This is a genomic window from Nostoc sp. 'Lobaria pulmonaria (5183) cyanobiont', from assembly GCF_002949795.1.
Lineage (GTDB): Bacteria > Cyanobacteriota > Cyanobacteriia > Cyanobacteriales > Nostocaceae > Nostoc.
On record NZ_CP026692.1, the window covers coordinates 3,108,411 to 3,133,466 of the forward strand.

Here is a 25,056-nt window from a genome sequence, read left to right on the forward strand (position 1 = left end):
AGTAAAAATGATGAGCAATGTCTTTCATTCGTTTACGAGTTTTTAAGATAATGATGACGACACCACTCAAAGAATGGTCTGAAGACACTATTCTGTCTATGATTAAGGATAGAGTTCAGGAAAACCTTGAACTTGATTATAAGGAATGTGCTGCAATCTTTCCACTTACTGATAAAAAGAAAATAGAAATTAGCAAAGATGTCTCAGCTTTTGCTAATTCTGCTGGAGGCATAATTATCTATGGTGTAAAAGAAAATGGGCATATTCCTACTGAGATTGATACAGGATTAAATCCTAATGCCTTGTCAAAAGAAAGATTAGAACAGATTATAAATTAAAACATTCATCCTCGTATCAACGGACTTCTCATTAAGCAAATAGAACTGGTTACTACTAATTCACCAGCGGAGTCCCTCTAGTAACTGAGAAAACGCAATGCTCCACCAACTTGCACGCAGGAATTGTACTACTTCCTAAGTAGGAGGCTATTGATTAACAAAATTAAAATTTACTTCAAGTTTTTGACTTTAATACTTCTATAGCTTTAAATCCTTCTATAGTCTGACCTAAAAATATCATGGGAACAATCAAGCCAAACGGTTTACCAGTTTGAATCATATTATAAATGCCCGTTAACACATTTAGCGACATCAATCCTACTGCAATACCTAGTGCAATTTTTGATTTACGTTGTACAAAAAAACCTAGAAATAAATAGAGTAAACCAAAAAATAAAGAACAAAAAACCAATATTAGATAATCAGGTAATCGACTACCAGCAACAAAGAATATTATGCTTAGAAAAATACTCAAAACTCCAATTGCGTAAACTGCACGGTAAGCAGATGCTAACTTTTTTCGGGATTCTGATATTTGTTGTATTTGCGTAGTCATTATTTTTCTATTTTTTAGGTTTACTGAGCGAAAATTATGTTTTTTATATACTCAATCGCTGGTAATAATCTTGGGTAATTATGCGTAAACAGAGATAATGATGATTGACATCCGTAAGCTAATCAACCAAATTGCGATCGCAGAAGCACAGTTATATACCACCCAATTCCTCGCGCCCTGTGTCAAAGGTGGACGAGTTCGCACACGGGTAGCCGGGATGATCTACACTTTCAGCCCAAAGCCTAGTAAATTTGAAGGCTGGGGCATTTTTCAGGCTGTGGATGAAAAAACAGCAACGGTTGTAGAAGAAGCAGACTTACCGCAAATTGTGGAATACCTGCAACACTTTTCCCAAATACGGCTGCGGTTAGCACACCAACTGCGGGGACAAACTTGGTTAGCATATCCCGTGAATGAAGTAGATATGCGTCAACGGTTAAAGGTAGTTAAGCCGATCGCAGTGCATCTAGTAAGCGAAGGTGTCGCCTTTGAGCAAATCATTGCCCGATGGAATGGGCAGTCATGCTGGTTCGAGGAAGTAGATCGCCGTACCGATCCGGTAATTGTTGAAACTCTGCAATCTGCTGTTAAGCAACTCATTTCTGCTGAAGAATTACAGTTTAAGGGCATTACTCCAGAAATCCGCACAGTGTATCAATTAGCAACTCGGCGCATAGATGGATTTACCAAACCCCAACGGGATGAAAAGCGATTGATAAAGGCATTGCAAATGGGTGGCGGTACCTTAACTCAATTCTACGATCGCAGCGACTACTGGAGAGTCGATTGGACAACTGCTGATGGTGTTCGCCATAGTAGTGCGATCGCTAAAACTGATTTGACTGTTGTTAGTTCTGGCATTTGCCTGAGTGGACGCGATCGCGATTTTGACTTGCAATCCTTAGTAGGTGTCATGGAACAGCAAGAGTAGTGAGAACAATGAACATCTTTTTTCACGAACAGCTTTACCGCAGCAATGCTGTGATGGCAAAGTTGAAAAACTATCGTGTAACTATTTGTGGGGCTGGAGCATTAGGAGCTAACATTGCGGAAAACTTAGCTCGGTCTGGTTTTGATAAACTTACAGTGATAGATCGCGATCGCATTGAGGAGCGTAACCTTTCGACTCAGCCTTACTACCGTTCTGATGTGGGAGCGTTCAAGGCGAAGATTTTAGCGAATAATTTATATCGAGCAATTGGTACTAAAGTTGATGCTAAGACAAAAGAGTTAACACCAGCAAATACAACTCAATTACTCAAAGACAGCCAGTTAATTGTCGATGTCTTTGACAATAGCGTGGCACGTCAAGCAGTGAAAGATTATGCTGAAAAATTAAGCGTACCCTGCCTTCATGCTGGACTATCAGCAGATTATGCAGAAGTGATTTGGAATGACGTTTATCGCGTTCCTTCTGAAGTGAATGATGATGTCTGTGATTATCCGTTGACACGAAACCTAGTAATGTTAACCGTAGCCGTGGCGTGTGAAGCGATCGTTTCATTCATTGCCACAGCAGAACAGCGTAACTTCACCATCACCCAGAAGGATCTGACTGTTCAATCTCTGTTTTTGTAGATTGCGTAGACGTTTGTGATTTTGACGTTATGGCTATATCGGCTTATCAAACGAGGAGGTCAGCCCTTTCGGGGAAGTCAAAAGTCAAAAGTCAAAAGTCAAAAGTCAAAATTAATAATCCCCATAAATAAATTTAGGGGCTTGTATCATGAGTCTTTTTCGGTCAATTATCTCTGCGATCTTCTGTCAGCTGAATTTTTGGCAAGTAGCACTATGAGAGTAATTGGAGCGAAGAAGATTCCAAGGAAAAACCATAACCATGCATTACGACCGGTATTCTGGGCCCACAATGCACAAAACGCTCCAACACAAAATATTGCAATGGCTCCAGCTTGCCTAACATCGTGTTCTAGGTTAGAGACTTGATACTTTAAACTTGTGACTTGTGACTCGAAACTTCTAACTTGTGACTCTAAGTTTGCAATTTGTGACTCTAGATTTGTGGTGTTCGGTGCATTTTGCTGGGCAATCCAAAAGCTTATTTCTGAATACCTCATGTGAGTGCCCAAAATTTGCTGAACACAATCTCCCTCTTTACCCCTGCTGATATAACTTATCATGATTCCACCTTTATAATCTAGTACAAAGCAATTAAGTTGTTATATGAAGCTTATTTGATGTTGTCTTAATTGTCCTTGCGTCGTTAGATGTATTTGACTGTAAAGCCTGCCATAATTAAAGCGATGCGAAACTACGTCCCGCAAGCTTATCCAGGTAGAGTCATCTTCTTGTGAGCACGCGATCGCGACTCCTTCAACCCGCAAAATCCAGAACTCGGTTGGCATAATTTGGCGATGGAAGGGCTAGAAATCCACGAAGTTCCTGGTTACAACATTAATTAACATTCAACAATAATTACTAATTCGTAATTCGTAATTCGTAATTAAAAGGAACGGAACACCGCGCTAAATTTTTTTAAATTAGCGGTCTAAAATTAGTTGGGGTTTAAATCCCTAACTAATTCAATTACGAATTACGAATTATCAATTACGAATTATTTTAATCACCTAACTTTATGAATATCTTTAGGCGATGGTTAATTAGTATCTCTCATGGACAAAATTTTAGCTGGTTCAGGTTTGAGTAAACCGTTCAACAGTGATGCAGGAGGTTGACTGTAAGGCCAAGCAAAAGCATGACGGAAAGCCGCATCTTGACAAGCTTGTAGTTGTTCAAAACTAATAATGTTGTAAGTCAAGAGATTTTCATACTCAAACGGTAGACGCACATTGTGCAATCCGGCATTATCAGTACAGATAGCGATATCAACCCCAGCATCAAGACAACGGTCAAAAACTAATTTGAGTTGACGTATATCTTGCAAAGTTCCAGTTTTGAGATAAGTTGTCGGACAAACTTCCAAACATTGTCCGCGTTTAGCCACATCATTAAGTAGTTCTGGATATAGTAGGGGAATTTGAATGCCGTGACCAATTCGCATCAAATATGGTAACAGTTCTGGGTAACAACTAGCGGTGGTTTCATATAAATGTCCCGTGGTGTTAACGCCCAGCGATCGCGCATAATCATATAAGCTAATCCATTCTTCTAAGCGATCGGCGTAACTACTACCACCTCCCGCTACATCTACTGCACAGACATACTGTTTATTTTGCGCCGCCAAATCAACAATCGCCTTGTTCACCTCATAAGGTAGGCGCGTGTGCATACAGAGAATTTGGCTAGTAACAATCGGATATTCTGGCTGGTGGCTGGCAAGTCCTACGACTCGCACAATTTCTGCCATCTTGTCAATTCTTTCGGATTGACTCAGATGCTCAGGTGTCCGCAAATAAGGAGTATAGCGCAGTTCCAGATAAGCCAAATTTTCAAATATGTAAGCACCCCGCACCAAGCGATAGATAAAGTAAGGCAAAGTCTCCACAGTTTGCACGCTTTCTACCAGGGTGTGTAATTCTAGATACTCATCTAGGGTATTACGTGGGCGGGTATAAAAATCTTCAAAATCTGAATAGTCAGTAAAGCGGGAAATTAACTCCGTAGAATGTCGCTCGAAATATCGCCATAAAACTCGTGGTACGACCGAGCCGCCTAGATGTCTATGTAATTCAGCATATAAAGCCATAGTGGTATTTTTAGGTAAAAATTTCAATGATTGTAACAAAAACATCGAGATAAAAATCTTCCATCAAAAAAAATTAGCTCCAACTTCTTTGGAGCAGAGGTTTCCCTTCATCCTTCCATCAAAAAAAATTAGCTCCAACTTCTTTGGAGTAGAGATTTCCCACCATCTGGATTTCAACAAATACTCTGACCGATAAACGGCGCAAACGATTTGCTGGCTTGGAATTAGATAGGGTTGAGAGCAACAAATTAATTTCTGCCTCTTACCTCCTGCACTAGTATTTGCAGCATGAATAAACTTGACATTACCAAGATTAAATTGATAGCATTGATATCCTTAATTTTTGTGCTACACTAAAAGAACATTACTATTGTTAAGCGAGTGAAATATAGCAATATATTTTTCCTTTAACAAAGCAAATTCCTGGCAAGGTTGGTATTAATTGAAAATTCAAGCGTTGGAAGTCAAGGCTGGCGATCGGATTATTGCTTACTGCAACAATAAAATGCAAACCTGCAAGGTAAAACGCATTTTAGATCCAGGTCAAGCTAATATCACACTATCAGTATTCACCTCTGAGAATTATCGCGGTTGCTCAGTTTCATCTATAGTCCGCTTCCAAAGCAACGCCTTAGTTGATTTGGTAAGTTAAAAACCAAGTAAATATTCAAGCTCAAAAATATTTCTAGCTATTGTCCAGCCTCAAACTGGACAAAATTTTTGTTAAAGGTGCGATGCCTGCGGTAAATGCTCGCCTACGCACATACAAATTCGTTAATTGTGGCTAGATGATTTTTCTGAAAATGCAAAGCGCCATTTAGTTATTGGTAAACTGTTCCAGATATAATTTGCATATCTAAATTTAATTAAAATATTGTGGGGTGGACAGCGTTCGGCTGACCTGTAGTGAGTGTTATTGAAGTAGCGCTGATGCTAAAGTCTTGCCCGCCCTAATTATGCAAGTTAAAGGTAAAACAGCTTATTGCTAAACTTACCCTCCACTTGATGGCTTTTTTCAGTTCTTTTTCATATCACGAGCCATGTTGAGGTAGTAGTCGTCAAGTTTGGCATTAGAACGACGGCGGTTAGTGGCAAGAATTTTAGCAGTGTTATCCCGATTCGTTTCAATTGGCTGTTTAGCTGAAGCTTGCTTTATGTTTTGCACCTGATCAGATTCCAAGAAATAACCAGACTCACTGAATCCGAAAAGCTTGCCAAAAAAACCAAATAAATTTCCGAAAAAATTAGAAATACTTTGGAATAAAACACCAAACAAGCCTTCAAAACGAAGGAACAAGTTCCGAATAAATTGAGTTAGACGAAGCATAACAGTACCTTCAATGATTGCCTATTATAATTGTGACTCAATTCGGATTTGGGGATTGCTGATATGGCAAAAATCTACCAGTAGGTAGGTATAGCTCAACTAGGAATTACGTTTGATATGGCAATTGCCGATCGCTCTGTCTGATCAATTCCCACAGCCTTTAGTTTTCCTGAACCAGCAAAACTGACTTCACCGGACGCTTGATAGAATTTCCTTCCAAATCAACCTTCCCGTAAAAGGTTTTCCGATTGTAATAAAGCGAAGACGAACTCCCCCCATCCAGATTCATCGCTTGATCGGCACCAAGAGTTTTCATAAAATTAGCTAATGCTGGCAACGACACCCCAGAGTTCGCGGGAGCCGAGGGTTTTTGAGCCACCATAACTAAAATAACGCTACCATCACGGGTTATACCTACAGCAGTTCTGGCATTGAGTTGCTTGCTGCCAAGTGCATCTCGTTTATTGGCATTATCTACAAAGCCCTCTTTTTCTAAGGTGAGTTCTGGTAATAGGCGTGGGCCAGCACCTATAGCATCAACTAACTGACAACCTGCTGGTGGTGACTGACTGTGTAGGGCAATGGAATAGCGAATAGTTTGCCCGCATAAGTAGCGACGGAATTCTGTGCGATTGAATATTTGACCCAAATAAGGTTTTAAGTTGGGATTATTCACCAGCCGCTCGTTTTCCTTGGGATCAGCTACCAACTTCCCTTGTCGGACAACATAAGATGTAGTTTTTTGGTTGGCTGGATCAAAAAAGCCTGCATTCAAAACAGCTACAGCTCGATGCTTTTGAGCAAATTCCTCTACGGTGGCTACTTTCTGTGATAGTGCAGGAGTTACCAAAAATTTGCTATTAACTGGAATCAACAGAATGTGAGCGATGCCTTGGGGCAAAGTGCGATCGAAGTAGCGGATAGTTTTTGGTGGTGAAGCTGCAATAGTGGGTATTGACGGTGTTGAAAAACGCAAATTAAACCACAATACCATTGCCAAACTAATTAATATCAAAGCCAATAGTTTGATTTTTCTCACTTTAAAACTCACTTGCAGCCAGTTAGATCAAAAAAGTTGATTTAGTTGATTTCATTAAAATACTTTAAGCTAAAAAACAAACAATTAATTTTAATTACTCCCGGTTCGCCGATTTTTTAGGGAGTTAGGAAAAGGAAATAGTCAAAAGTATACCGAAGGGCATATAGGACTAGTATTTGATTTATGACAAAGCTCCATACATTTGAAGAGTGGCAAAATCACTCGTTTGTGTGTCGGAGAAACCACTCAAACATCCATTTAAGATAAGAGAACGAAGGAATCAAAGCACAGAAACGCCGCACCCAGGTTTTAGCTTGTAACCAAATATCCTCAATTGGATTTTGTGATGGGCAATTAGGAGCTTTAGGGTTCGCAATGAATTTTCCACTGCTCTTGAGACAAACCTTGGTTTATCTCACCTAAAAAGTTTTGAACCAGATGTGAACGATGGTAAGAAGCACCATCCCAAAAAAGAAGTAATATGCAGGTTGGGGGACTGGTCTAATAAATAACGTAGAAGCTGGTTTATCATTGTTCGTTGTTAGACAGATACAACCCTCAGTATTATCTCGTACTTTTTTTCAGAAATCAAATATGAGGCGTTGCATAAATGCGGGATGAATTGGCGGTTGAAACCATTGTAAATTCGTTATAAATTGTGCGAAATCATCCCTTAATTCAGCAAGTCCGCAAATTGATATCAACTTTTGTCGCGCCTTTTAGCCAATTTTAAAAAAGTAAAAGGAATTCCTAAGTGTTGAGCTATACGCTGCACTTGTCTTAAGGTTTTGTAGGAACGAATTTGCTGCTTACCTTTGTTGTTGTGATGTCTGCGGTATTTCATTTATCTGTTTACCTGGCGTTGTATAAAAATTTCCCAAACCTGTCCATGCAGTAACTATGAGATGATGTCTATCCACTGAAGCTTTTAACCTTCACCTTAGCACTAGCATTTTCGTCACTACCAAATTGAGTTTACTTTTGTTGCCAAAATTAATGTTACAAAATGAAGTAGTATCAAGAATTTCTTTTGCGTGTGTCAGAGAACAGTCTGAAAAATGGTTGGATTAACTACAACTACTTTATATTACTTTTATTACCAAATAAATTGGTTTAAAAAGATATAAATAACCAATTATTTGTGTATATTTTATATATTAATGGATAATAAAAAATTATATATTTTCTGTCAGTAGGGATACAGATTAATTTAATTAGTTGTTATTATTTATGTGTAAATAAAAAGACAGTAGGAGTCATAAAATGCAAGTTAGCGCTCGTAATGCTCTCAAAGGAACTATAAAAAACGTTGTCGTTGGCTCTGTAAATAGTGAAGTAACAATAGAAGTAGCACCAGGGGTAGAGGTGACTGCAATTATTACCAAATCATCAGCAGAAAATCTCAAACTTACTGAAGGTAAAGAAGTCCACGCCATAATTAAATCATCAGATGTAATAATTGCCGTAGACTAAAGTAATTGTTGGGATTCTATTAAGGGGGCTATCAAACTGCCCTCTGTAACGCGATCGCGTAGGTAACTCCTTACTACAACTTTCCCATCAATGATGTGTAGATAAGCTAAACCAAAGCGATTTAATCTATTAGCCACACCACCAAATGTCTGCATAGGATTGCGATCGCACGCTTGTGATGTCCCAAGATAGCGATAAACTGCTGTACTGGTGATTGTTCCAAGTATTCTTTGAGAATCGCCAAGTCATATCGCGCACTATGAACAAGGATAAATCCTAACCTCAAGACAGCAGTTATAGATACCGTACTGATTCCTGCATCAGCCATTGCTGTATATCTCACCAGAAAGTAATAATACTTCAAAGGCCCCACGCTTTACTGTGGGGCTTATTCCATTGGGCATTCAACCCAGGACAAAGAGTATTGCACAATAGCTCCCTTAATGATGCCTGAAAAAAATACCAACTTTATAGGTAGTAAATCAGAAAAATGTATAGACAACTACAATACCTGCTACCAACTAGGTGGTAGATTTTACAACTGATAAAGAGGTAAAAAGCGATGAACTTAACACCCAGTGAGTTAGAACGCTATCACCGCCAAATGATGCTTCCCAATTTTGGAGAAGCAGGACAAAAGCGCTTGAAGTCTGCAACGGTTTTGGTTACAGGTGTAGGGGGATTAGGCGGGACATCAGCGCTTTATTTGGCAGTAGCGGGTGTTGGGCGGCTAATCCTAGTTCGGGGTGGTAACTTGCGGCTAGATGATCTCAATCGTCAGGTTCTAATGACAAATGATTGGGTAGGTAAGCCAAGAGTACTCAAAGCCAAAGAAACTCTGCAAGCGATTAATCCTGATATTCAGGTGGAAGCAGTTGATGATTACGTTACAAAAGAGAATGTAGATTCTTTAGTGCAATCTGCTGATATAGCTGTTGATTGCGCCCACAATTTCACAGAGCGGAACTTGCTCAATCAGGCTTGCGTGCGCTGGCAAAAACCAATGGTAGAAGCTGCAATGGACGGAATGGAAGCTTACCTGACAACGATTATTCCTGGTGTCACTCCTTGTCTATCATGCTTGTTTCCAGAAAAGCCGGATTGGAATCAGCGTGGGTTCTCGGTTATCGGTGCTGTTTCTGGGACACTCGCTTGTCTTAGTGCATTAGAGGTAATAAAGCTGATTACTAAGTTTAGTCAACCCTTATTGTCACAACTGCTAACAATCGATTTGATGCGAATGGAATTTGCCAAACGACATTCTTATCGCGATCCTTCATGTCTGGTGTGTAGTAGCAGTTTTGAAGAGGAAAATTCGTAAATAGTTAGATAATTGTAGCGATCGCTCTATAAGCGGATCGCCACAACTTATCTACTCATTTCGAGCTATTCTGTAGCAATTATCACATCTGACGCTTTAATCACAGCGATCGCTTGTTTTCCCTCTTGAAGTTGGAGATGCTCTACTGACTCTTTGGTAATAATTGCAGTTACTTCCACCCCAGGCACAATTTCTAATATGACCTCAGAGTTGACTGCTCCTTGGTGAATTTCCTTAATAGTTCCTTTTAAGGAATTACGAGCGCTAACTTCCATATTTTGATACTCCCTACGTTAAAAGATAATTCTAAACTGAGTAGTACTAACAACTATCAGATTATTAGATTATCTTCATTTAGTGGGATGTTATCTTCTGCCTTACAGAATAACTTAGATATCAGACTGGTATTAGAATATCGCGAAAAAGTCGATAGTAAAATAGTCAAAGGGACAGTCAAAACTTGGCGCAGCATTTATTAAAAACTGTTTTTAGTGATGCGGCTACTCAGTTCTCTGGGTGCGTTCTGAGAATTTTTGGCAATCGTAGATTTAGTAATTTGTCAAGTAGTTGAATCCTGACTAACTACACTGGTTACTTTTTTGAGAATTTAATATAACTTTTTTTACAAGATTAGAATGCTCTCTATCAAACCCTGATTCTTGCATCTGGATGAAAATATCAAAGCTTAGTTTTACAGCAGAATTCAAGTATTTGAACCACATCTGTTGTAGGGGCGCAAGGCCTTGCGCCCCTACCACGTGGTTTATTTACCTGAAAATAGCTGTAAACAAGCAAGAAGGCGTAACGCCTACAACAGGAAGCCACTTGGTCTACTTGTTAGGGTTTCCCCAAGTAGACCAAGTGGCGTGGTAACTCTCCGTTGTCGGCGTTTTTAATCAGAAAGGTTTTCAGAAATATTTTGGTTTCAAAGGAGAAGGAGGAGCAGATAAGATGAGGATATTTGTCACATTACTAACGTAACGACCTCCGGCTTTGTCACCTGGAACTACTAAACGAGCAAATCCTTCGTCTGTTAAAGGCAAGACTTTACCATCACTACCTTTTTTTGCAAATGCAACTAACACTGTTTTCCCTTCAAAGTTAGGTTGAATCTCACCAATAGCTACGACTGCACCATAGCAATCTGTGGCGTCAACTAGAACATATTGCCTCAGAAAAGAGTTTTTACTATTCACCCCAGAATTTCCAGGTTTTAGACCACCTCCGGCTTTCGGATTATTAATCAATTCCCATAGGGGAACTCCATAGTATGTTTCTGTTCGTGGACCTGAACCGGTTTGAAAGCTTACAGTAATTTCAGTAACTAATGCTGGATTTTGTTTTTTTAAAGTATCTCGCAAATTTGTCAGGTTTTGCAAGTTATAGGTGGTTGGATTATTGAGTTCTCCACCCAAACGAAAACTTTGCGAAGAACCTCCAGGACACTTATTTTTATCCCAGAGAGAAGGTGTTTTTTCTTTTTGATTCCAGGGAACATCACTTCTGGAGTCAGCTAAAGTAGGCTGCCATAAAACCAGTAGCGATAGTATTAAAGACGCAATGGGTATCTGGCGGGTAAAACGCATAAAATCCTTCTCCGTTTACGATTGAATATTGAAAAAATTAGATAGTTTTGCTCAAAGCTTTTCGCTCACCAAAAATTAGTATCGTTCTCACCAGAACTGAGCAAGTTGACAATAAATTTTGTTAGATAAAAATAAAACTTTCAAATCATTCAACTTTCAACTCCTTACCAGACAATACAAAATAGCTAGTTTTCAATATAAATTATTAAAAACTAATGAATCCAAAGACAAAGTTATCCGCAAATCTCAGAATAGGTTTGCGTTTTTCAAAATAGATAAGTGTATCTATGTATGTACTGAAGATAATACCAACTTATTGAGTAAATTACCATATTATTTGGTAATTAAACACTAACAAAATTAATTTTTATTTCTTTTTAAAATAGTGAAGCTTAATATTGTATACAAACTTGCTATCGCTATTTGTTTTATAAACAGGTTACTATCAAGCTAATAAAGTGTTTGTAAGTGGGATTTACCTGTAAATTAGAAAACTGTCCGATTTGTGGAGAAGGGTTGTAGTTGTGCCGACACTATAAGTTGGAGCAAAACTATCCAGCTACTAGACTCGTAGTGTATGCAACCAATAGACTAAAGAAGTGGAACCGTTCACAGGTGCGGTGAACAGAGCGATATAGCCATTTATCGCTCTATTTCATCAACTACTTAAGAGCTTCGTAAAACCCCTGCTCTACTTCCATTTTAAGTCTTGCGTCACTATTCTTTCTAGTTCAACTCCTACGTTTTAACAACTGCAATCTTAAGTATTCAAACTAAATTAAAAATGCACTACTGTGCCATCCTCATTTTGACTGCAATATCGCACGGTTTACCAAAATACGGTGAACTTGTCACTAAAATACCTACACCAGTGCTAGCATAATCCTTTATATTTTCAGAGGTAATACCACCAGCCGCTGCTAGTTTTAAGTTTGGATACTGCTGCTTCAACTTCAAAACTAGAGGCTCAAGGTCTGGTAGGGGAATTTTATCAAACTGAATTAAATCTACACCTGCTTGAGCAGCCATCCAAGCATCTTCTGGTGTATCTACTTCAACGCAAATATGTTGTTCTGGAAACTGTCGTCGCAGTTCATTCATGCGCTCAATTAGCCCAACTATACCTCCTAGAAATATCAGGTGTTGGTTAAAGATCAGAACTGTTTCAGATAATCCTAAGCGATGAAAAAAACCCCCGCCAGCTAGAACTGCTTTGATGGAAAGCGCTCTAGTACCTGGAAAACATTTACGAGTAGTCACAATAGAAATAGACTGATTTACTGTTTTAGCAGTATCTACTAATACTCTTGTACGCGAAGCAATGCCGGAGGCGTATTCCATCAAATTTAAAGCAACTCTCCAGCCACTATGCAAAGCTTGAGCAGTGCCACTAGCTTGAAGAATTAATTGCTTCTCTTGGCAGACTGTACCACTTTCGACTTGATAATGAACTTCGGCACCACAATATTTTAATACTCTGGCTGCTTCTTCAGTAGCGCAAATGTTCATCGGATGACGGGTAGAAAACTCGATTTCACCAGGTTGCTTACCAATGCCAAGTCCGTAGGTTGTCAAATCTAGGTAGGGAACATCTTCCTGAATTAACCTAGCGATCGCCTCATCTGAGAAGAAAACACTCATTTTAGTTTTATGATCGGCTGACAAATAAATAGCTCAATCAAGATTCACACTAAACCTAATCTCATTCAGTTGTCGGAATTGTAATAATTACTACTATTGTCCCAAATAGTTGGTAACAAAATAACTTTGTTAAACTGCGTCCACGTTGAAAACCGTAGTTCTGTATGAATAGAAAAACCCTCATCCCCCAGCCCCTTCTCCCAATATTGGGAGAAGGGGAGCCGGAAAGAAGTCCCTCTCCCTACTTGGGAGAGGGATTTAGGCTGAGGGCAAAAACTACGGTTCTCAACATAGATGAGGTTTAAAAAAGAATATATACCTGAGTCGTTAGAATTAGTTAAATGCTGAAATTGGAAACTATTGACTTACAATATCAAGCTTGAATTTAGCAATCATACAGATAGTGTAAATTACAAACATAATCCAAAGAAGATTGAGAATGCTAAATTTAGATGCCATTTATCATACAACAATGCAATCAGTTCCATACAGTTATGCTGTGATAGAGAATTTGTTGCCCAAAACAGCTAGCTTGGAACTTGCTGCCAGCTTTCCCCAGGAACAGTTTCACTTATCAATAGGGGAAGGATATGGATACCTTTGGAGTGAGATGCTTGCTAGTAACGAGGATATTGCTTTGATCTACAAATTTTGCGATCGCGCCAGCCCTGAGTTGTCAGCTCGTTGGCGCGATCGCATTACACAAGGAAGATTATCTTCTAATCTTGGTAATCTCAGCAGTATTTGGCGACAACTGATAGAAGAACTGTGGACACCTGCTTACCGCCAAGCCTTAACACAGATGTCTGGGGTGGAACTTAAAGACTGTGCAATGGTGATTGGGTTTCGTCGATATAATCTAGGTCACTGTCATCGCCCTCATACTGATGAACCATCGAAAGCTTTGACTCACTTGCTATTTTTCAATGAACAATGGTCTATGGACTGGGGTGGTTGTTTGCGAATTCTCTTGGACGAAAAACCAGAATCTGTCTTCCAAGATATTGCACCACTGGGCCAGTTTTCGGCTGTGATTGCGCGCTCAGATAATTCCTGGCACATGGTAACTCCAGTAGCATCGACTGCACTACAGTGCCGATTGGCTCTCAGGATTGCTTTTTTTCACAATCTCCATGCAGGTGCTTAGTCCAATACGCTTGGGTTAAAAAAAATTGTAGGTTAGGTTAAGCAAAGCGCAACCCAAACTCGATGATGAACCTGAAGCATAGGTGTAGGATAGTTTGTTTGGAGTAATGCCACCAGTTCCTGGTCAAATAGTTCTACTTTGTCTGGTGTCAGGCTAGCTTCCACACCAATCTTTGTATGTCAAAGGCACAAATAAAGACACAAATATTATACCTGTGCCGAGATCAATAATTTTCTGTCCAGATAAATCAATACTCAATAACTTTAGTGGTATTACCATCTTTGATAGGGCTGTTTCATTCCCTAAAAGGCGTTGATTTACAAGCGCCTCAGGCAAAAAAATCAGGTGATTAAAAAATCTGATTTGCCCAGCCGTATTAAATATATTTTGGCTCAACCCAAAGATTTAGGCGCTTTCGCCTGAAGGGCTTTCATCGACGGCTGGGCATTTATATTCATGTCTTGTGCCTTACCAACTCAAGCACTGCTGTAAAAACAGCTTCAGCCTACTAGAAAAAATCTTTCTTAGTATTGTAGAAATTGGTAGAATTGGCTACTTCATAATCCCTATGAAGGGTTGAAAAGTCATGATGGCTCAAAACAATGGCAATAGCAACATCCATCATACTTTGCGATTCATTCAGTTTCTCTTCCAAATAAATGTGCCAATAAACTTTCACATCACTTTCGAGAATTGGCTTTTCAATTGATGTAACAACACCGTCCTGCTTGGGATGAATCGAGTAAGCACTGTATTTCCACTCATTCTTGTCCTTGAGAATGATGTCAGGGGAATCACCAATCTGTAATTGGAGATGTAACTCGTTTAAACGTACCCCCTGATAAATGTCAAACATTCTCGATACAAACTCTCCAGGGCTGCGTGCAGCTACTTCCATCAGAATCGGTTCTTCGCTACCTTCTTGTAGGAAAAAATCAATATTGATTACACCATTTTTGGGATAACCGTGTTCTAAACTTTGTAACGTATCACTTGAAAATTGCCAAAGTTTCTGAAATTCTGGATCTTCTTCTCTAACAACAATATTGCCGATTTGATGACCATAAATGAATTCATCATTAGGTCGATAGTGCTTGCAAGCAGCAAAATAACAAGCTTGACCATTTTTGATGACAACACTTGTATTGTATAATTGACCTTTAATGAATTCATCAAATTCAAATTCTTCATTTGAATCTACATTGCTGTCACACCAAGCTTTCAAATCATCAACAGTATGAATTCTTCTAGTTTTTTCACTTCCGGCTCCGGTAACTGGTTTGATAAAGATGTGATTACCTAGTTCTTCTAGAACAAACTTTAAGTAGGAAATTGGATCTTTACGGTACTGGTCTTGAGCAAAAATCAGATACTTTGGCACCCGAATAAGGGAATTTTTCAGGGCAGATTTGAGGTAACTCTTATCGGTAAACTGGCGGATTATGGTTGGGCGATCGCCTACTAGATTTAGAGCTTCACGCAACTGTGCAGCTAACAATACTGAATACTCATCATTGGTAACAATGCGATTGTTATCCAAAAGTTTATAATCAGTCTGAATCTGTTGATAGGTTTGGAGCAGATTTTGCAAATTGTAAGGTTCTACAATCCGCACAAGATCCAAGTGCTGATACTGGGAGGATACAACCTTACTGAGTCCTCGTCTGCTACAGAGTAAAACCAGATTTCTATTATCTGATTGGATATGCTTAAAATCAGTTTCGTAGGGAAGCATATCATGCAGAACAAAAATAGTCTGCTTATTGCTATCTATCTTACTACTGTCCAAGACAACTGAATTTGCCTGCTCGCGGAGCATTTCTTGTACCAACTGGACAATTTCTTGTGAACATCCCCATGACAGAGTTACTCCTGACCCTCCATGTCCATAATTATAAAATACGTGTGTGTTTAAAACCCTTTCCACACAAACATTTTCCTCTGTTAATGGTCGTAAACCAGTCCTAACAGGCTCTTTCTCATCTAGTGGGAGTTCTCTTAATTCCTGTAGAAACTCCAAACAGCCATCATACATCTGTCGGATAATTGGAACTTCAAGAGATAAATTTGTATCCCATTGGTCTTGCTGCGTTAATCCTCCCAAGACCACCAAATCATCCCCTTTAGGAACTATGTAAACGATGTCTTGCTCATTTGAAGAAGATTCTTCGTGGGAAATACAATGAGCGTCTGTCACAACTTTCCCCAGATTCTTAACCCTGACAAGTGCGCCTCTCAAAGGATACATAGAAGTATCCCCTGTAGTTGCTATTGAACCTAGTCCAGCACAGTTAACAATTGCCTTTGCATTAAAACGATGAAGTAGTTCTTGTTCATTTTGAACCACATTGACAGTGATTTTTTCCTGGATGATCTCACATCCAATATCCTTTACGTATTGAAGTAACCACTTCATGTAGACATCGGTATTTGTCATCGGAGCCATGTGTTTATAAGCATCTTTTATACCTCCTTTAAAATTCAAATCAATCGTTTCTTTGACAATCTGTAAGCCTCTTTCAAATCCATCAACCTTATTCTTCAACTCATTCATTTTGCGAAGGTCATCAGGTCGATTTTCCAAAACATCCTTGAAATAGAAATATGCATCCCTCAAATAAAGTCCTGTTTCTTCTGAACCAAACTCTGTGTGTATTTTCTTGAATTTATTATAGGTAGTCATACACCAGTCTTTAGAGCGTTCCAAGGATCTAGGAGCTCCATGCCTACCACAGACTGCCGGTGGCCATTCCCACAATGCACCTGCCACAATAGAGGTTAAATCTGGGGCAAAACGATCCGCAACAATCACAACACTAAAACCTGCCTCTCTCAGACATATAGCGGTTGTTAGACCACTTACTCCAGCCCCAATTACTAAAATATTCACATCATTATCCGGCAAGAAATTGCTCATGAAAGGTTCTCTCAATTTTTGTGCAGTACAAAACAAAATGCATTAGCTTGCCCATTAATGATATTAATTCGTGCGCTTTTGGTTTGGCGTAGGGTTAAGAAATTCTTAGCATTTGGCATTTACTACGAGTATTACTTAGCAATTGTTTTCGGTTAACAACTAAGTAGTATTAATAATGGTAAAAATGAGTGGTTGGCCTAGAAGATGTTTGAAAATTCCTCTTGTTAGTAGTAAAAACTGTACTTATTGAGATACGCGCTACTCGGATTAAAGATTTCGACTATTGCTTATCTAGAGCGGATTTTAGGCTAATAAATAGAACTAACAAATAATTTGGCAAGCCACACCGCGCCTTCTCACACCTAAATCTTGACTATTTTGTATTAATCTTCAGTACAAGGAAAGGCATGAAAAATACTTAAGTAACAATCAACCAACCACTCAACGAAACAGCTTGCAAGCATAACCAAAAAAAATTGAGTTACAAGAACAATACCTCTGCCAATTTAGGAGGTTACAGCGTCGGTAGAAGCGGTATAAATCTGTCCTAAAGAAGTAAGCTTGGCAAAAATTTTGGCTAATAAAATAGGCAACAGCCAAAACAACGTCGCCCAAGGTATTATTGTATGAAAGAACCTCAACATCGTCCGATAACTACCACCCATCCCTGTCCAACGCGATATTCCTATTGAACATAGGTTTTTCTGACTACCGATGCGATCGCTTCTTTATTGACTGGGGACTGTGCAAGAGTTAGAAGAGTTAGCTCTTGCTTGACTAGGTTACAACCAAAACTGACGCAAACACTCGCTACCAAACTTGGCAAACACCCATTGCACACACCCCGATAGTTGCTCATTCCAATTTCCTAGCAATTTTTGTGCCAATATTCTTTACTTTCGCAAGAAAAACTTACATTGCGAAGTATAAGCAAGATTGAGTAGGAAATCAACTATTTAAGCTGAACTTCCCCCTGCAAATAAATCTACATAGACTCAAAAGCCCATCACTACAACGATTTCAATTGTTGAGTCAATATTGTGTACCAAATGATTGTTAGCATTCTATTAAGGGAGGGGCAATTAAACTGCCCTTTTCTAATGTTCTACTGTTAAATAAAAATTGTTCAAATCGCTTTTGAATCTTCAATCTTGTGAATATTTATGAGGTTCTCGTCTCAAAGGTACACACCAAGGTGTACCCATTACTGGGTCTGGCACAATTCGACAAGCTAATCCAAACACCTCCTGCACCATTTCTTCTGTCATTACATCTGCTGGAGTTCCATAAGCCATAACAGCGCCATCACGTAAAGCTATTAGCTGATGAGCATAACGACACGCCTGATTCAGGTCATGCAACACCATGACAATTGTTCGCTCCTCAAGTTGATTCAAATCCCACAGCAACTCCAGCACTTCCACTTGATGAGCTAAATCTAAAAAAGTTGTCGGCTCATCCAATAGTAAAATTTGTGTATCTTGCGCTAAAGTCATGGCTATCCAAGCACGTTGCTTCTGTCCACCAGAAAGGGTATCTACGGCTCTATCAGCTAATTCGTTGAGGTCTGTAGTTGTTAATGCTTTGCGGACTTGACGTTCATCTTCAGTTGTCCAAGATTGCAGCCAACTTTTTTGATATGGATAACGACCTTGTGCTACTAAATCTCGCACAGTCAATCCTTCTGGTGCAACTGGCCCTTGAGGAAGAATACCGAGTTGTTGTGCAACTTTGGTCGTTGACTGTCGAAAAATATCAGCACCATTAAGATATACAGTACCAATATGAGGTTTGAGTAATCTGGCTAAACCTCGCAGTAGAGTAGATTTCCCGCAGCCATTGGGGCCAACTAGAGCAGTAATTTGTCCTGTGGGAATTAACAGGTTAAGACCGGATATGATGGGTTTGCCATCGTAAGCTAGGCTCAGATGTTGGGTTTCAAGGACTGTGTTGTCCATAAGACTTTCTGATTGCAAGAATAAGTGATCTGAAAGTGCGTAGCTAGCTGCAAAGCGGCTGATGCTGGCAAAGCGCATTGCCGCCTAGTGCCTTGTTGCGAACGCTTTTGAATCCAATTAATAATTGTTGGCAGGGGAATGACCAAAATCCGATTTTTCAAGCTAGTCAAAATCCCGGAGCAGAGTATCTTATGGGTCATTCTTTAAAGTTAGCGATCGCCTTTGAGGATAGATATTTAGATCGGATTACGATAATCTTACCAATAATATTGGGTACTTAGTCCGGCGCTTGGTAAAGATACTCTGACATCAGATTCTCCTTTCCTACTCATCTTTGCCGCCTTTTATACAGTAAATAGATAAAATAAGGCGCTCCTAAGGCAGCAGTTAGCAAACCACATGGCAATTCTGTCGGAGAAAATAAAGTCCTACCCAAAAAATCTGCTGCTGCTACCAACAATCCTCCGTTCAAGGCGGCAACTGGTAGTAAATTTTTATGTATTGACCCCACAAGTCTACGTGCCAAATGGGGAGCCATTAATCCAACAAAGCCAATTGTACCGCCGATCGCCACACTTGACCCAGCCAGCGCCACACTCACTAACAATAATTTGCTTCTTTGCCATGTGACTCGACTACCGAGTCCTTTAGCTACTGTATCACCCAGTTGCAAAGTATCAAGTTCTTGCGCCAGCAGTAAAGCAAAGGGAACGAAGATAACTATCCAAGGTAGCAGTTGCCAGACTTGCTCCCAACTTTTACCAGCCACACTACCTTCCAACCAGACCAATGCTCTGGTAACATCGTTGATTTCACCAAAAGTGAGCATTAATGTAGTGAAAGCTCCCATAATTGCTGCAAGTGCAACTCCCACTAAAACTAAGCGCAGAGGTGATTTTTCTCCCGTGCCAGCTAGCAAGTAGATTAGACAGCCCACAATAAAAGCACCACCAAAGGCAGCAAAGGGCAAATACATAGTGGGTACAGCCGGAAATAGTACAATCAAAATCACAGCTGCTAAGGCTGCACCTGCATTTACCCCAACAATACCAGGGTCAGCTAAAGGATTACGTGTTAATCCTTGTAAAATTGCACCCGCAATTGCCAAGCCCACTCCTACCAACCAGGAGATTAACACTCTCGGTAAACGCAAAGTGACAACAACAAAGGGAGATTCTGGATCTTGAGTTGGTAAACCAATAACAGCTTTCACTATGTCTGCTGGCAAGACAGGATAATCTCCTAAACTAAGACTCATCCCCAAGACTGCGAGCGTGAGTAATAGCAGTAGTAACAATACTCTAGTTACAGGCTGGTTGCTAAGTATTGAATTTTGAATTATAAATTTTGAATTTTGAATTGTTGTCACCCTCTTTTTACCCGCCAACGCACTAAATACAACAAAAACGGCGCTCCCAAGAGGGCTGTCATCACACCAACAGGCAATTCTTGGGGTCTAATTAACCAACGGGCTGCTAAATCTGCCCATACTAGTAAATCTGCACCAAACACGGCTGCACAAGGCAATACCCAACGATAATCAACACCCATGACTCCCCGCGCCAGATGGGGAACTACCAGACCGACAAAGCCAATAGGCCCTGCTAATGCCACAGCACTCCCTGCTAATATGACAACGCTTGATGCTGTTGCCAACTTGATCCAACCTGTTTGCTGACCTAAGCCTGTGGCTACTGACTCTCCCAAGTTGAGGACGTTAATTTGTCTACTTAAGGCAAAAGCTGTTAATAATCCTACTACCATCCAGGGCAGTACAGTTAGAAATAGATTCAAGTCTCGTCCTGCTAGAGAACCTGCTAGCCAGAAGCGGACTTCTTCAAGAGTGCGCGAGCTTAAAATTAGTACACCTGTGGTAATTGAAGATAGCAAGGCAGTTAAAGCTGCACCAGCAATAGTCAGATTCAATGGTGTTGAGCCTCCTTGTCCAAGTGAACCAAGGGAGTAAACTGTTAAGGCTGCTATTAAGGCTCCAATAAATGCTACAAGGGTAATCAGGGCGGGTGTTGATACACCCAAGCCAAAAACCACTGTTACCACTGCTAAGGCTGCACCTGCATTGATCCCCAAAATTCCTGGTGCGGCTAAGGGATTTTGAGTTAGTCCTTGCATTAACGCCCCAGCTACGGCCAAACTAGCACCCACCATACTTGCTATCAGTGTACGCGGTAGACGCATCGACCGGATAATTATGTGTTCGGTAGAGTCATCATAGTTAGTGAATGCAGTAAGTATTTTGGCAATGGGAATGTCAGCTGCACCGTAAGAAATGCTGGCGAAAATACCTAACAATACCACTAACATACCTATGCCTAAACTGAAAATGCGGATATAGTATTTTTCAGGGTGAGAAATATTTGTGTTCATGGATTTATAACAAGAGTTAACTTCATACCTCTGCTTTTTCTAAGTTTTAAGCATAATTGCTAATTGACAAAAGTAAGATTATCAGAATCTCTCACAGATGACCAAAGACTCGGATACTGTTGGCGGATATAATACATAGCTGTATTTTTAGGTGCTACGTAAGCTCAAACCTTCAATCTGTCGTTGCGGCTTTTAGTTGTAACACTTTTGTTTAGGCGTTTGTAACACTTTCGCCAACAGTATCCCCAGCGTAGGCGATCGCTGTGCGTTGCTCCAGACAGGGCAACTAGATGTATGGTTTGTCCAAAAATTTTTTGCAGGTAGGAAAAGCTTACTCGTTCATGAAATACTTTCTTGAAGACGAGCAAGCAAATCTAACTATTACCACTGTGACACTGCGAGTACAAATCCTCAAGGATCAATTTAATCAAAGTTTGGGATTGCCTTTTAAAGAACTTTTGCCAACAAGTGTAATTGAACAAAGCATGAAGGAGCTAAAAATTAGATATTATAGGCGTTTATTTGACCCGGTAGTAACTCTATGGGCGTTTTTATCTCAAGTAATAGAAGCTGATAAAAGTTGTCATAGTGAACCACGGGTTCGCAAACGCCGCCCAAAAGCTTACCCATTGATGACAAAACCCCGGCACGAATTACGTAAACAATTACAAACTGCTTAATTGATTAGCGTTTCCGCTTTTCTTAGTGCCATTCGTCTCAGTATGTTTTCAGAAATCAAATCGGAGTCCTATAATTCTCAATAATTTTAAATTAATGACTAGGAGTCACAAGAAGATCAGCGTTTGCCCTACTAAAATTATGCGATCGCTCTTAAGGCGGGTGGTTACGCGATCGCTAACCGACTAAAGTGACTTTTAGAGGTGCCGTGAAAAGTTAGGACGGCTGCCCTTGATTAAATATGGTATTTTAACAATTGGTTCAAAGAAGAATTCCATTTTTATTCTCATTCGATGAAGCTCAAACCAAAAATCACGATTGCTGACCATTTTTTGGGAATAGAAGACCCAGGAATAGACCGCACTAAACGACACAATTTAATTGATATCATGACGATTGCTATCTGTGCAGTGATTTGTGGGGCAGATGGTTGGGTGGGAATAGAGACTTGAGCTTAGTGCGAAGTATGAATGGTTAAAAACATTTTTAGAACTCCCGAATGGCATTCCTTCACACGATACATTTGCACGGGTATTTGCATAAAATTTATCCCCAGCAGTTCCAGTCATGTTTTCTTGATTGGATGAAATCCATAACTAAGATAACTAATGGTGAAGTTGTCGCACTTGACGGGAAAACCTTACGTGGTTCTTACGATAAAAGTAGCGATCGCCTCGATAAAACAAGGCTGCATCGGTGCGAACATAGGAAGGAACAGTGAATTCATTGGGTATGCCATTTGTGCGATCGCCGACATACACCAACCCAAATCCACCACCTACCCCTTGCAAATTACCTTTCTGAATTTGATAGGTTGTCCAAAGACTCGCACTATTAAACGGCACATTCCCCAAGCGATCGCTCCAGTAGGGCGAGGTAATATATACGCACGAGTCTTTTGACGCTGCCCAAAAGCTTACCCTTTGATGATTAAGCCCCGCCATGAATGGGAGCAGGCAATTGCAAACTGCTTGAACCACTGTAAGCATCACCTTTTCATCATCTGCCAATTTACTTGGTCGTCACCAAGAGATAACGTTCAAATCCGAATGGCACGCTTGTAAACCACAAACCCCTAATAGTGCCTGGAATAAATACCAACTTTACAGGTAGTAAATCAGAAAAATGTATAGATAACTACAATACTTGCTACCAACTAGGTGGTAGATTTTACAACTGATAAAGAGGTAAAAAGCGATGAACTTAACACCCAGTGAGTTAGAACGCTATCACCGCCAAATGATGCTTCCCAATTTTGGAGAAGCAGGACAAAAGCGCTTGAAGTCTGCAACGGTTTTGGTTACAGGTGTAGGGGGATTAGGCGGGACATCAGCGCTTTATTTGGCAGTAGCGGGTGTTGGGCGGCTAATCCTAGTTCGGGGTGGTAACTTGCGGCTAGATGATCTCAATCGTCAGGTTCTGATGACAAATGATTGGGTAGGTAAGCCAAGAGTACTCAAAGCCAAAGAAACTCTACAAGCGATTAATCCTGATATTCAGGTGGAAGCAGTTGATGATTACGTTACAAAAGAGAATGTAGATTTTTTAGTGCAATCTGCTGATATAGCTGTTGATTGCGCCCACAATTTCACAGAGCGGAACTTGCTCAATCAGGCTTGCGTGCGCTGGCAAAAACCAATGGTAGAAGCTGCAATGGACGGAATGGAAGCTTACCTGACAACGATTATTCCTGGTGTCACTCCTTGTCTATCATGCTTGTTTCCAGAAAAGCCGGATTGGAATCAGCGTGGGTTCTCGGTTATCGGTGCTGTTTCTGGGACACTCGCTTGTCTTAGTGCATTAGAGGTAATAAAGCTGATTACTAAGTTTAGTCAACCCCTATTGTCACAACTGCTAACAATCGATTTGATGCGAATGGAATTTGCCAAACGACATTCTTATCGCGATCCTTCATGTCTGGTGTGTGGTAGTAGTTCTTGTTCGGAAAATTCGTAAACAACATCTTTATAAACAACCGAATCTACTTGATGAGCCAAGTATCTGTTATTTTGACTCTTGAAATACTTCATAGTAGCTTACCATTACAATGATATTAATACTCCCGTATCCAGATTACGTAAAACTCTTATACCAAGCAGAAATAGTTCAGAATAATGATAGTTTAGATAATTTTGATATCACCAGAAAGTATCAATTTGGGCAAGGGTATTGGCGACAGATTCAGCTACGAGATAGCATATCTTTAGAAATTTCCAATTATCAGCAGCCAAAATCATTCATTTTAAAACTTCATGAGCGAAAGCATCCATTAGAATTTCGATTCCTTATTTTGTTAGAGAGCGAATTTAAAAACCTTGAGTTCAAGACAGCAGAATACTTTTTAAGTGGTAGTGGTATGGCATCTGAGTGCGCTGTATTAGAGCCATCAGTGCGGATAGTAGAAGTAGCTATTCACCTACATCCAAATGTGTTTCACAGCTTTGCAGAAAATACATCTGGTAAACTCCCAAAAGAATTACAACATCTAATTAGACGTTGGGATCAACCAACTTATGAACGCTATGGAACTCAAACTCCTGCAATGCAAATAGCAGTACAGCAAATTCTTCAATGTCCATATCAAGGCTTTACTAAACAAATTTATCTTGAAGGTAAGGTTTGGGAACTGGTAGCAATGCTAGTCGAGCAAGAGCTACAAATCAACCAAGGTTACTTCCAGATTAATAAACTCAAGCCATCAGATATTGACTGCATCTACAATGTTAGAGAAATTCTGTTAAAACATTTAGACAACCCACCATCTCTTATTGAACTAGCACGACAAGTAGGTTTAAATGATTGCACAATGAAGCAAGGCTTTAAGCAGGTTTTTGGGACTACAGTGTTTGGCTATCTGCATCACTGCCGAATGGAACTAGCTTATAAGCTGCTTATTGAAAGAAATATGAATGTCACAGAAGTAGCCAGAACAGTAGGTTATGCTAGCTTACCTTCATTTAGTAATGCTTTTCGCAAGAAGTTTGGGGTAAGTGCTAAGTCTTGTCAGAGATAAAAATTCCGGATGG

At 39.9% G+C, this 25,056-nt stretch carries 27 protein-coding genes and 2 pseudogenes; 12 read left to right on the top strand and 17 right to left on the bottom strand.

Going from position 1 to position 25,056, the window contains the following annotated elements; translation table 11 throughout:
- Positions 1-50: 50 nt before the first annotated feature.
- A complete protein-coding gene (locus NLP_RS13490) occupies positions 51-338 on the top strand; it encodes an AlbA family DNA-binding domain-containing protein (RefSeq protein WP_234017314.1) in 288 nt (95 codons plus the stop codon).
- A gap of 175 nt (positions 339-513) precedes the next feature.
- On the opposite strand, the gene NLP_RS13495 is transcribed toward NLP_RS13490, so the two are convergent.
- Positions 514-894, bottom strand: a complete 381-nt coding sequence (locus NLP_RS13495; protein ID WP_104906836.1) for a hypothetical protein — start codon at positions 892-894, stop codon at positions 514-516.
- A 100-nt stretch (positions 895-994) separates the two neighbouring features.
- On the opposite strand from NLP_RS13495, the gene NLP_RS13500 reads away from it, so the two are divergent.
- Both NLP_RS13500 and NLP_RS13505 read left to right on the top strand, forming a co-directional pair.
- Positions 995-1,825, top strand: coding sequence for a hypothetical protein (locus tag NLP_RS13500; RefSeq protein ID WP_104909867.1), 831 nt, complete (start codon positions 995-997; stop codon positions 1,823-1,825).
- Positions 1,826-1,833: 8 nt separating this feature from the next.
- The gene (locus NLP_RS13505; RefSeq protein ID WP_104906837.1) at positions 1,834-2,472 is read left to right on the top strand and encodes a HesA/MoeB/ThiF family protein; all 639 of its coding nucleotides are present in this window, start codon (positions 1,834-1,836) and stop codon (positions 2,470-2,472) included.
- Between the two features lie 1,036 nt (positions 2,473-3,508).
- Here the strand turns inward: NLP_RS13505 and NLP_RS13515 are convergent.
- Positions 3,509-4,558: an adenosine deaminase gene (locus tag NLP_RS13515; RefSeq protein ID WP_104909868.1), complete on the bottom strand. Its 1,050-nt coding sequence runs from the start codon at positions 4,556-4,558 to the stop codon at positions 3,509-3,511.
- Positions 4,559-5,000: 442 nt separating this feature from the next.
- Between NLP_RS13515 and NLP_RS13520 the strand changes: the two genes are divergently transcribed.
- The gene (locus tag NLP_RS13520; RefSeq protein ID WP_094352741.1) at positions 5,001-5,210 is read left to right on the top strand and encodes a hypothetical protein; all 210 of its coding nucleotides are present in this window, start codon (positions 5,001-5,003) and stop codon (positions 5,208-5,210) included.
- 363 nt (positions 5,211-5,573) lie between these two features.
- On the opposite strand, the gene NLP_RS13525 is transcribed toward NLP_RS13520, so the two are convergent.
- From NLP_RS13525 to NLP_RS13535, 3 genes and pseudogenes are all read right to left on the bottom strand, one after another.
- A complete protein-coding gene (locus NLP_RS13525) occupies positions 5,574-5,885 on the bottom strand; it encodes a threonine dehydratase (protein ID WP_104906839.1) in 312 nt (103 codons plus the stop codon).
- Positions 5,886-6,045: 160 nt separating this feature from the next.
- Positions 6,046-6,924: a phosphodiester glycosidase family protein gene (locus tag NLP_RS13530; RefSeq protein WP_104906840.1), complete on the bottom strand. Its 879-nt coding sequence runs from the start codon at positions 6,922-6,924 to the stop codon at positions 6,046-6,048.
- Positions 6,925-7,105: 181 nt separating this feature from the next.
- A pseudogene (locus NLP_RS13535) lies at positions 7,106-7,441 on the bottom strand (transposase); the annotation flags it as partial.
- 746 nt (positions 7,442-8,187) lie between these two features.
- Here NLP_RS13535 and NLP_RS13540 point away from each other — a divergent pair.
- Entirely contained in the window at positions 8,188-8,397 is a 210-nt protein-coding gene (locus NLP_RS13540) for a TOBE domain-containing protein (protein WP_104906841.1), read from the top strand.
- Here the strand turns inward: NLP_RS13540 and NLP_RS34160 are convergent.
- Positions 8,394-8,534: a hypothetical protein gene (locus NLP_RS34160; protein WP_234017395.1), complete on the bottom strand. Its 141-nt coding sequence runs from the start codon at positions 8,532-8,534 to the stop codon at positions 8,394-8,396. The two genes, NLP_RS13540 and NLP_RS34160, sit on opposite strands and share 4 nt — an antisense overlap.
- Complete coding sequence (locus tag NLP_RS13545) at positions 8,519-8,725, bottom strand: substrate-binding domain-containing protein (RefSeq protein WP_104906842.1); 207 nt, start codon at positions 8,723-8,725, stop codon at positions 8,519-8,521. The genes NLP_RS34160 and NLP_RS13545 overlap by 16 nt, the downstream gene beginning before the upstream one ends.
- A 234-nt stretch (positions 8,726-8,959) precedes the next feature.
- On the opposite strand from NLP_RS13545, the gene NLP_RS13550 reads away from it, so the two are divergent.
- Positions 8,960-9,718 (top strand): HesA/MoeB/ThiF family protein, encoded by a 759-nt coding sequence (locus tag NLP_RS13550; protein ID WP_104906843.1) that lies wholly within the window; start codon positions 8,960-8,962, stop codon positions 9,716-9,718.
- Between the two features lie 65 nt (positions 9,719-9,783).
- Here NLP_RS13550 and NLP_RS13555 read toward each other — a convergent pair whose 3' ends face one another.
- The 3 genes from NLP_RS13555 to modD form a co-directional block, all read right to left on the bottom strand.
- Positions 9,784-9,993, bottom strand: a complete 210-nt coding sequence (locus tag NLP_RS13555; RefSeq protein ID WP_104906844.1) for a TOBE domain-containing protein — start codon at positions 9,991-9,993, stop codon at positions 9,784-9,786.
- A gap of 633 nt (positions 9,994-10,626) precedes the next feature.
- Positions 10,627-11,304 carry a hypothetical protein gene (locus tag NLP_RS13565; RefSeq protein ID WP_104906846.1) on the bottom strand — a complete coding sequence of 226 codons (678 nt, stop codon included), beginning with the start codon at positions 11,302-11,304 and terminating at the stop codon, positions 10,627-10,629.
- Positions 11,305-12,093: 789 nt separating this feature from the next.
- Positions 12,094-12,969: a ModD protein gene (modD, locus tag NLP_RS13570; protein WP_234017315.1), complete on the bottom strand. Its 876-nt coding sequence runs from the start codon at positions 12,967-12,969 to the stop codon at positions 12,094-12,096.
- Positions 12,970-13,384: 415 nt separating this feature from the next.
- On the opposite strand from modD, the gene NLP_RS13575 reads away from it, so the two are divergent.
- On the top strand, positions 13,385-14,092 hold the full coding sequence (locus tag NLP_RS13575; protein ID WP_104906848.1) for a 2OG-Fe(II) oxygenase family protein: 708 nt from the start codon (positions 13,385-13,387) through the stop codon (positions 14,090-14,092).
- 32 nt (positions 14,093-14,124) lie between these two features.
- Here the strand turns inward: NLP_RS13575 and NLP_RS35530 are convergent, their stop codons facing one another.
- The 4 genes from NLP_RS35530 to NLP_RS13595 form a co-directional block, all read right to left on the bottom strand.
- Entirely contained in the window at positions 14,125-14,256 is a 132-nt protein-coding gene (locus NLP_RS35530) for a hypothetical protein (RefSeq protein WP_267894918.1), read from the bottom strand.
- A gap of 344 nt (positions 14,257-14,600) precedes the next feature.
- Positions 14,601-17,009, bottom strand: coding sequence for an FAD-dependent oxidoreductase (locus tag NLP_RS13590; RefSeq protein WP_104906850.1), 2,409 nt, complete (start codon positions 17,007-17,009; stop codon positions 14,601-14,603).
- Between the two features lie 685 nt (positions 17,010-17,694).
- A complete protein-coding gene (locus NLP_RS33120) occupies positions 17,695-17,868 on the bottom strand; it encodes a hypothetical protein (RefSeq protein ID WP_158680366.1) in 174 nt (57 codons plus the stop codon).
- 286 nt (positions 17,869-18,154) lie between these two features.
- A complete protein-coding gene (locus NLP_RS13595; RefSeq protein ID WP_104909869.1) occupies positions 18,155-18,967 on the bottom strand; it encodes an ABC transporter ATP-binding protein in 813 nt (270 codons plus the stop codon).
- A 107-nt stretch (positions 18,968-19,074) separates the two neighbouring features.
- Here NLP_RS13595 and NLP_RS13600 point away from each other — a divergent pair, with 107 nt between their 5' ends.
- Positions 19,075-19,248, top strand: a complete 174-nt coding sequence (locus NLP_RS13600) for a hypothetical protein (RefSeq protein ID WP_158680367.1) — start codon at positions 19,075-19,077, stop codon at positions 19,246-19,248.
- A gap of 47 nt (positions 19,249-19,295) precedes the next feature.
- Here the strand turns inward: NLP_RS13600 and NLP_RS13605 are convergent, their stop codons facing one another.
- Both NLP_RS13605 and NLP_RS13610 read right to left on the bottom strand, forming a co-directional pair.
- The gene (locus tag NLP_RS13605) at positions 19,296-20,327 is read right to left on the bottom strand and encodes a FecCD family ABC transporter permease (RefSeq protein WP_267894936.1); all 1,032 of its coding nucleotides are present in this window, start codon (positions 20,325-20,327) and stop codon (positions 19,296-19,298) included.
- 5 nt (positions 20,328-20,332) lie between these two features.
- Positions 20,333-21,352 (bottom strand): FecCD family ABC transporter permease, encoded by a 1,020-nt coding sequence (locus NLP_RS13610; RefSeq protein ID WP_104906852.1) that lies wholly within the window; start codon positions 21,350-21,352, stop codon positions 20,333-20,335.
- Positions 21,353-21,693: 341 nt separating this feature from the next.
- On the opposite strand from NLP_RS13610, the gene NLP_RS13620 reads away from it, so the two are divergent.
- Positions 21,694-22,032 (top strand): hypothetical protein, encoded by a 339-nt coding sequence (locus NLP_RS13620; RefSeq protein ID WP_158680368.1) that lies wholly within the window; start codon positions 21,694-21,696, stop codon positions 22,030-22,032.
- 291 nt (positions 22,033-22,323) lie between these two features.
- Positions 22,324-22,703 (top strand): annotated as a pseudogene (locus NLP_RS13625) (ISAs1 family transposase); the annotation flags it as partial.
- Here the strand turns inward: NLP_RS13625 and NLP_RS13630 are convergent.
- Entirely contained in the window at positions 22,636-23,019 is a 384-nt protein-coding gene (locus NLP_RS13630) for a TonB-dependent receptor domain-containing protein (protein WP_325034761.1), read from the bottom strand. The pseudogene NLP_RS13625 and the gene NLP_RS13630 overlap by 68 nt on opposite strands.
- 208 nt (positions 23,020-23,227) lie before the next feature.
- On the opposite strand from NLP_RS13630, the gene NLP_RS13635 reads away from it, so the two are divergent.
- Both NLP_RS13635 and NLP_RS13640 read left to right on the top strand, forming a co-directional pair.
- Positions 23,228-23,986: a HesA/MoeB/ThiF family protein gene (locus NLP_RS13635; protein WP_104906855.1), complete on the top strand. Its 759-nt coding sequence runs from the start codon at positions 23,228-23,230 to the stop codon at positions 23,984-23,986.
- A gap of 91 nt (positions 23,987-24,077) precedes the next feature.
- A complete protein-coding gene (locus tag NLP_RS13640; RefSeq protein WP_104906856.1) occupies positions 24,078-25,043 on the top strand; it encodes a helix-turn-helix transcriptional regulator in 966 nt (321 codons plus the stop codon).
- Positions 25,044-25,056 lie beyond the last annotated feature (13 nt).

Excerpts from the sequence above, each read along its gene's own strand:
- NLP_RS13610 (WP_104906852.1), bottom strand. The coding sequence starts at position 21,352 with ATGAACACAAATATTTCTCACCCTGAAAAATACTATATCCGCATTTTC.
- NLP_RS13500 (WP_104909867.1), top strand. The coding sequence starts at position 995 with ATGATTGACATCCGTAAGCTAATCAACCAAATTGCGATCGCAGAAGCA.
- NLP_RS13540 (WP_104906841.1), top strand. The coding sequence starts at position 8,188 with ATGCAAGTTAGCGCTCGTAATGCTCTCAAAGGAACTATAAAAAACGTT.
- NLP_RS13490 (WP_234017314.1), top strand. The coding sequence starts at position 51 with ATGATGACGACACCACTCAAAGAATGGTCTGAAGACACTATTCTGTCT.
- NLP_RS13515 (WP_104909868.1), bottom strand. The coding sequence starts at position 4,558 with ATGGCTTTATATGCTGAATTACATAGACATCTAGGCGGCTCGGTCGTA.
- NLP_RS33120 (WP_158680366.1), bottom strand. The coding sequence starts at position 17,868 with ATGAGCAACTATCGGGGTGTGTGCAATGGGTGTTTGCCAAGTTTGGTA.
- NLP_RS13555 (WP_104906844.1), bottom strand. The coding sequence starts at position 9,993 with ATGGAAGTTAGCGCTCGTAATTCCTTAAAAGGAACTATTAAGGAAATT.
- NLP_RS13545 (WP_104906842.1), bottom strand. The coding sequence starts at position 8,725 with ATGGCTGATGCAGGAATCAGTACGGTATCTATAACTGCTGTCTTGAGG.
- NLP_RS13505 (WP_104906837.1), top strand. The coding sequence starts at position 1,834 with ATGAACATCTTTTTTCACGAACAGCTTTACCGCAGCAATGCTGTGATG.
- NLP_RS13525 (WP_104906839.1), bottom strand. The coding sequence starts at position 5,885 with ATGCTTCGTCTAACTCAATTTATTCGGAACTTGTTCCTTCGTTTTGAA.
- NLP_RS13575 (WP_104906848.1), top strand. The coding sequence starts at position 13,385 with ATGCTAAATTTAGATGCCATTTATCATACAACAATGCAATCAGTTCCA.
- NLP_RS13635 (WP_104906855.1), top strand. The coding sequence starts at position 23,228 with ATGAACTTAACACCCAGTGAGTTAGAACGCTATCACCGCCAAATGATG.
- NLP_RS13640 (WP_104906856.1), top strand. The coding sequence starts at position 24,078 with ATGATATTAATACTCCCGTATCCAGATTACGTAAAACTCTTATACCAA.
- NLP_RS13595 (WP_104909869.1), bottom strand. The coding sequence starts at position 18,967 with ATGGACAACACAGTCCTTGAAACCCAACATCTGAGCCTAGCTTACGAT.
- NLP_RS13550 (WP_104906843.1), top strand. The coding sequence starts at position 8,960 with ATGAACTTAACACCCAGTGAGTTAGAACGCTATCACCGCCAAATGATG.
- NLP_RS13590 (WP_104906850.1), bottom strand. The coding sequence starts at position 17,009 with ATGAGCAATTTCTTGCCGGATAATGATGTGAATATTTTAGTAATTGGG.
- NLP_RS13565 (WP_104906846.1), bottom strand. The coding sequence starts at position 11,304 with ATGCGTTTTACCCGCCAGATACCCATTGCGTCTTTAATACTATCGCTA.
- NLP_RS13630 (WP_325034761.1), bottom strand. The coding sequence starts at position 23,019 with ATGCTTACAGTGGTTCAAGCAGTTTGCAATTGCCTGCTCCCATTCATG.
- NLP_RS13620 (WP_158680368.1), top strand. The coding sequence starts at position 21,694 with ATGAAATACTTTCTTGAAGACGAGCAAGCAAATCTAACTATTACCACT.
- NLP_RS13495 (WP_104906836.1), bottom strand. The coding sequence starts at position 894 with ATGACTACGCAAATACAACAAATATCAGAATCCCGAAAAAAGTTAGCA.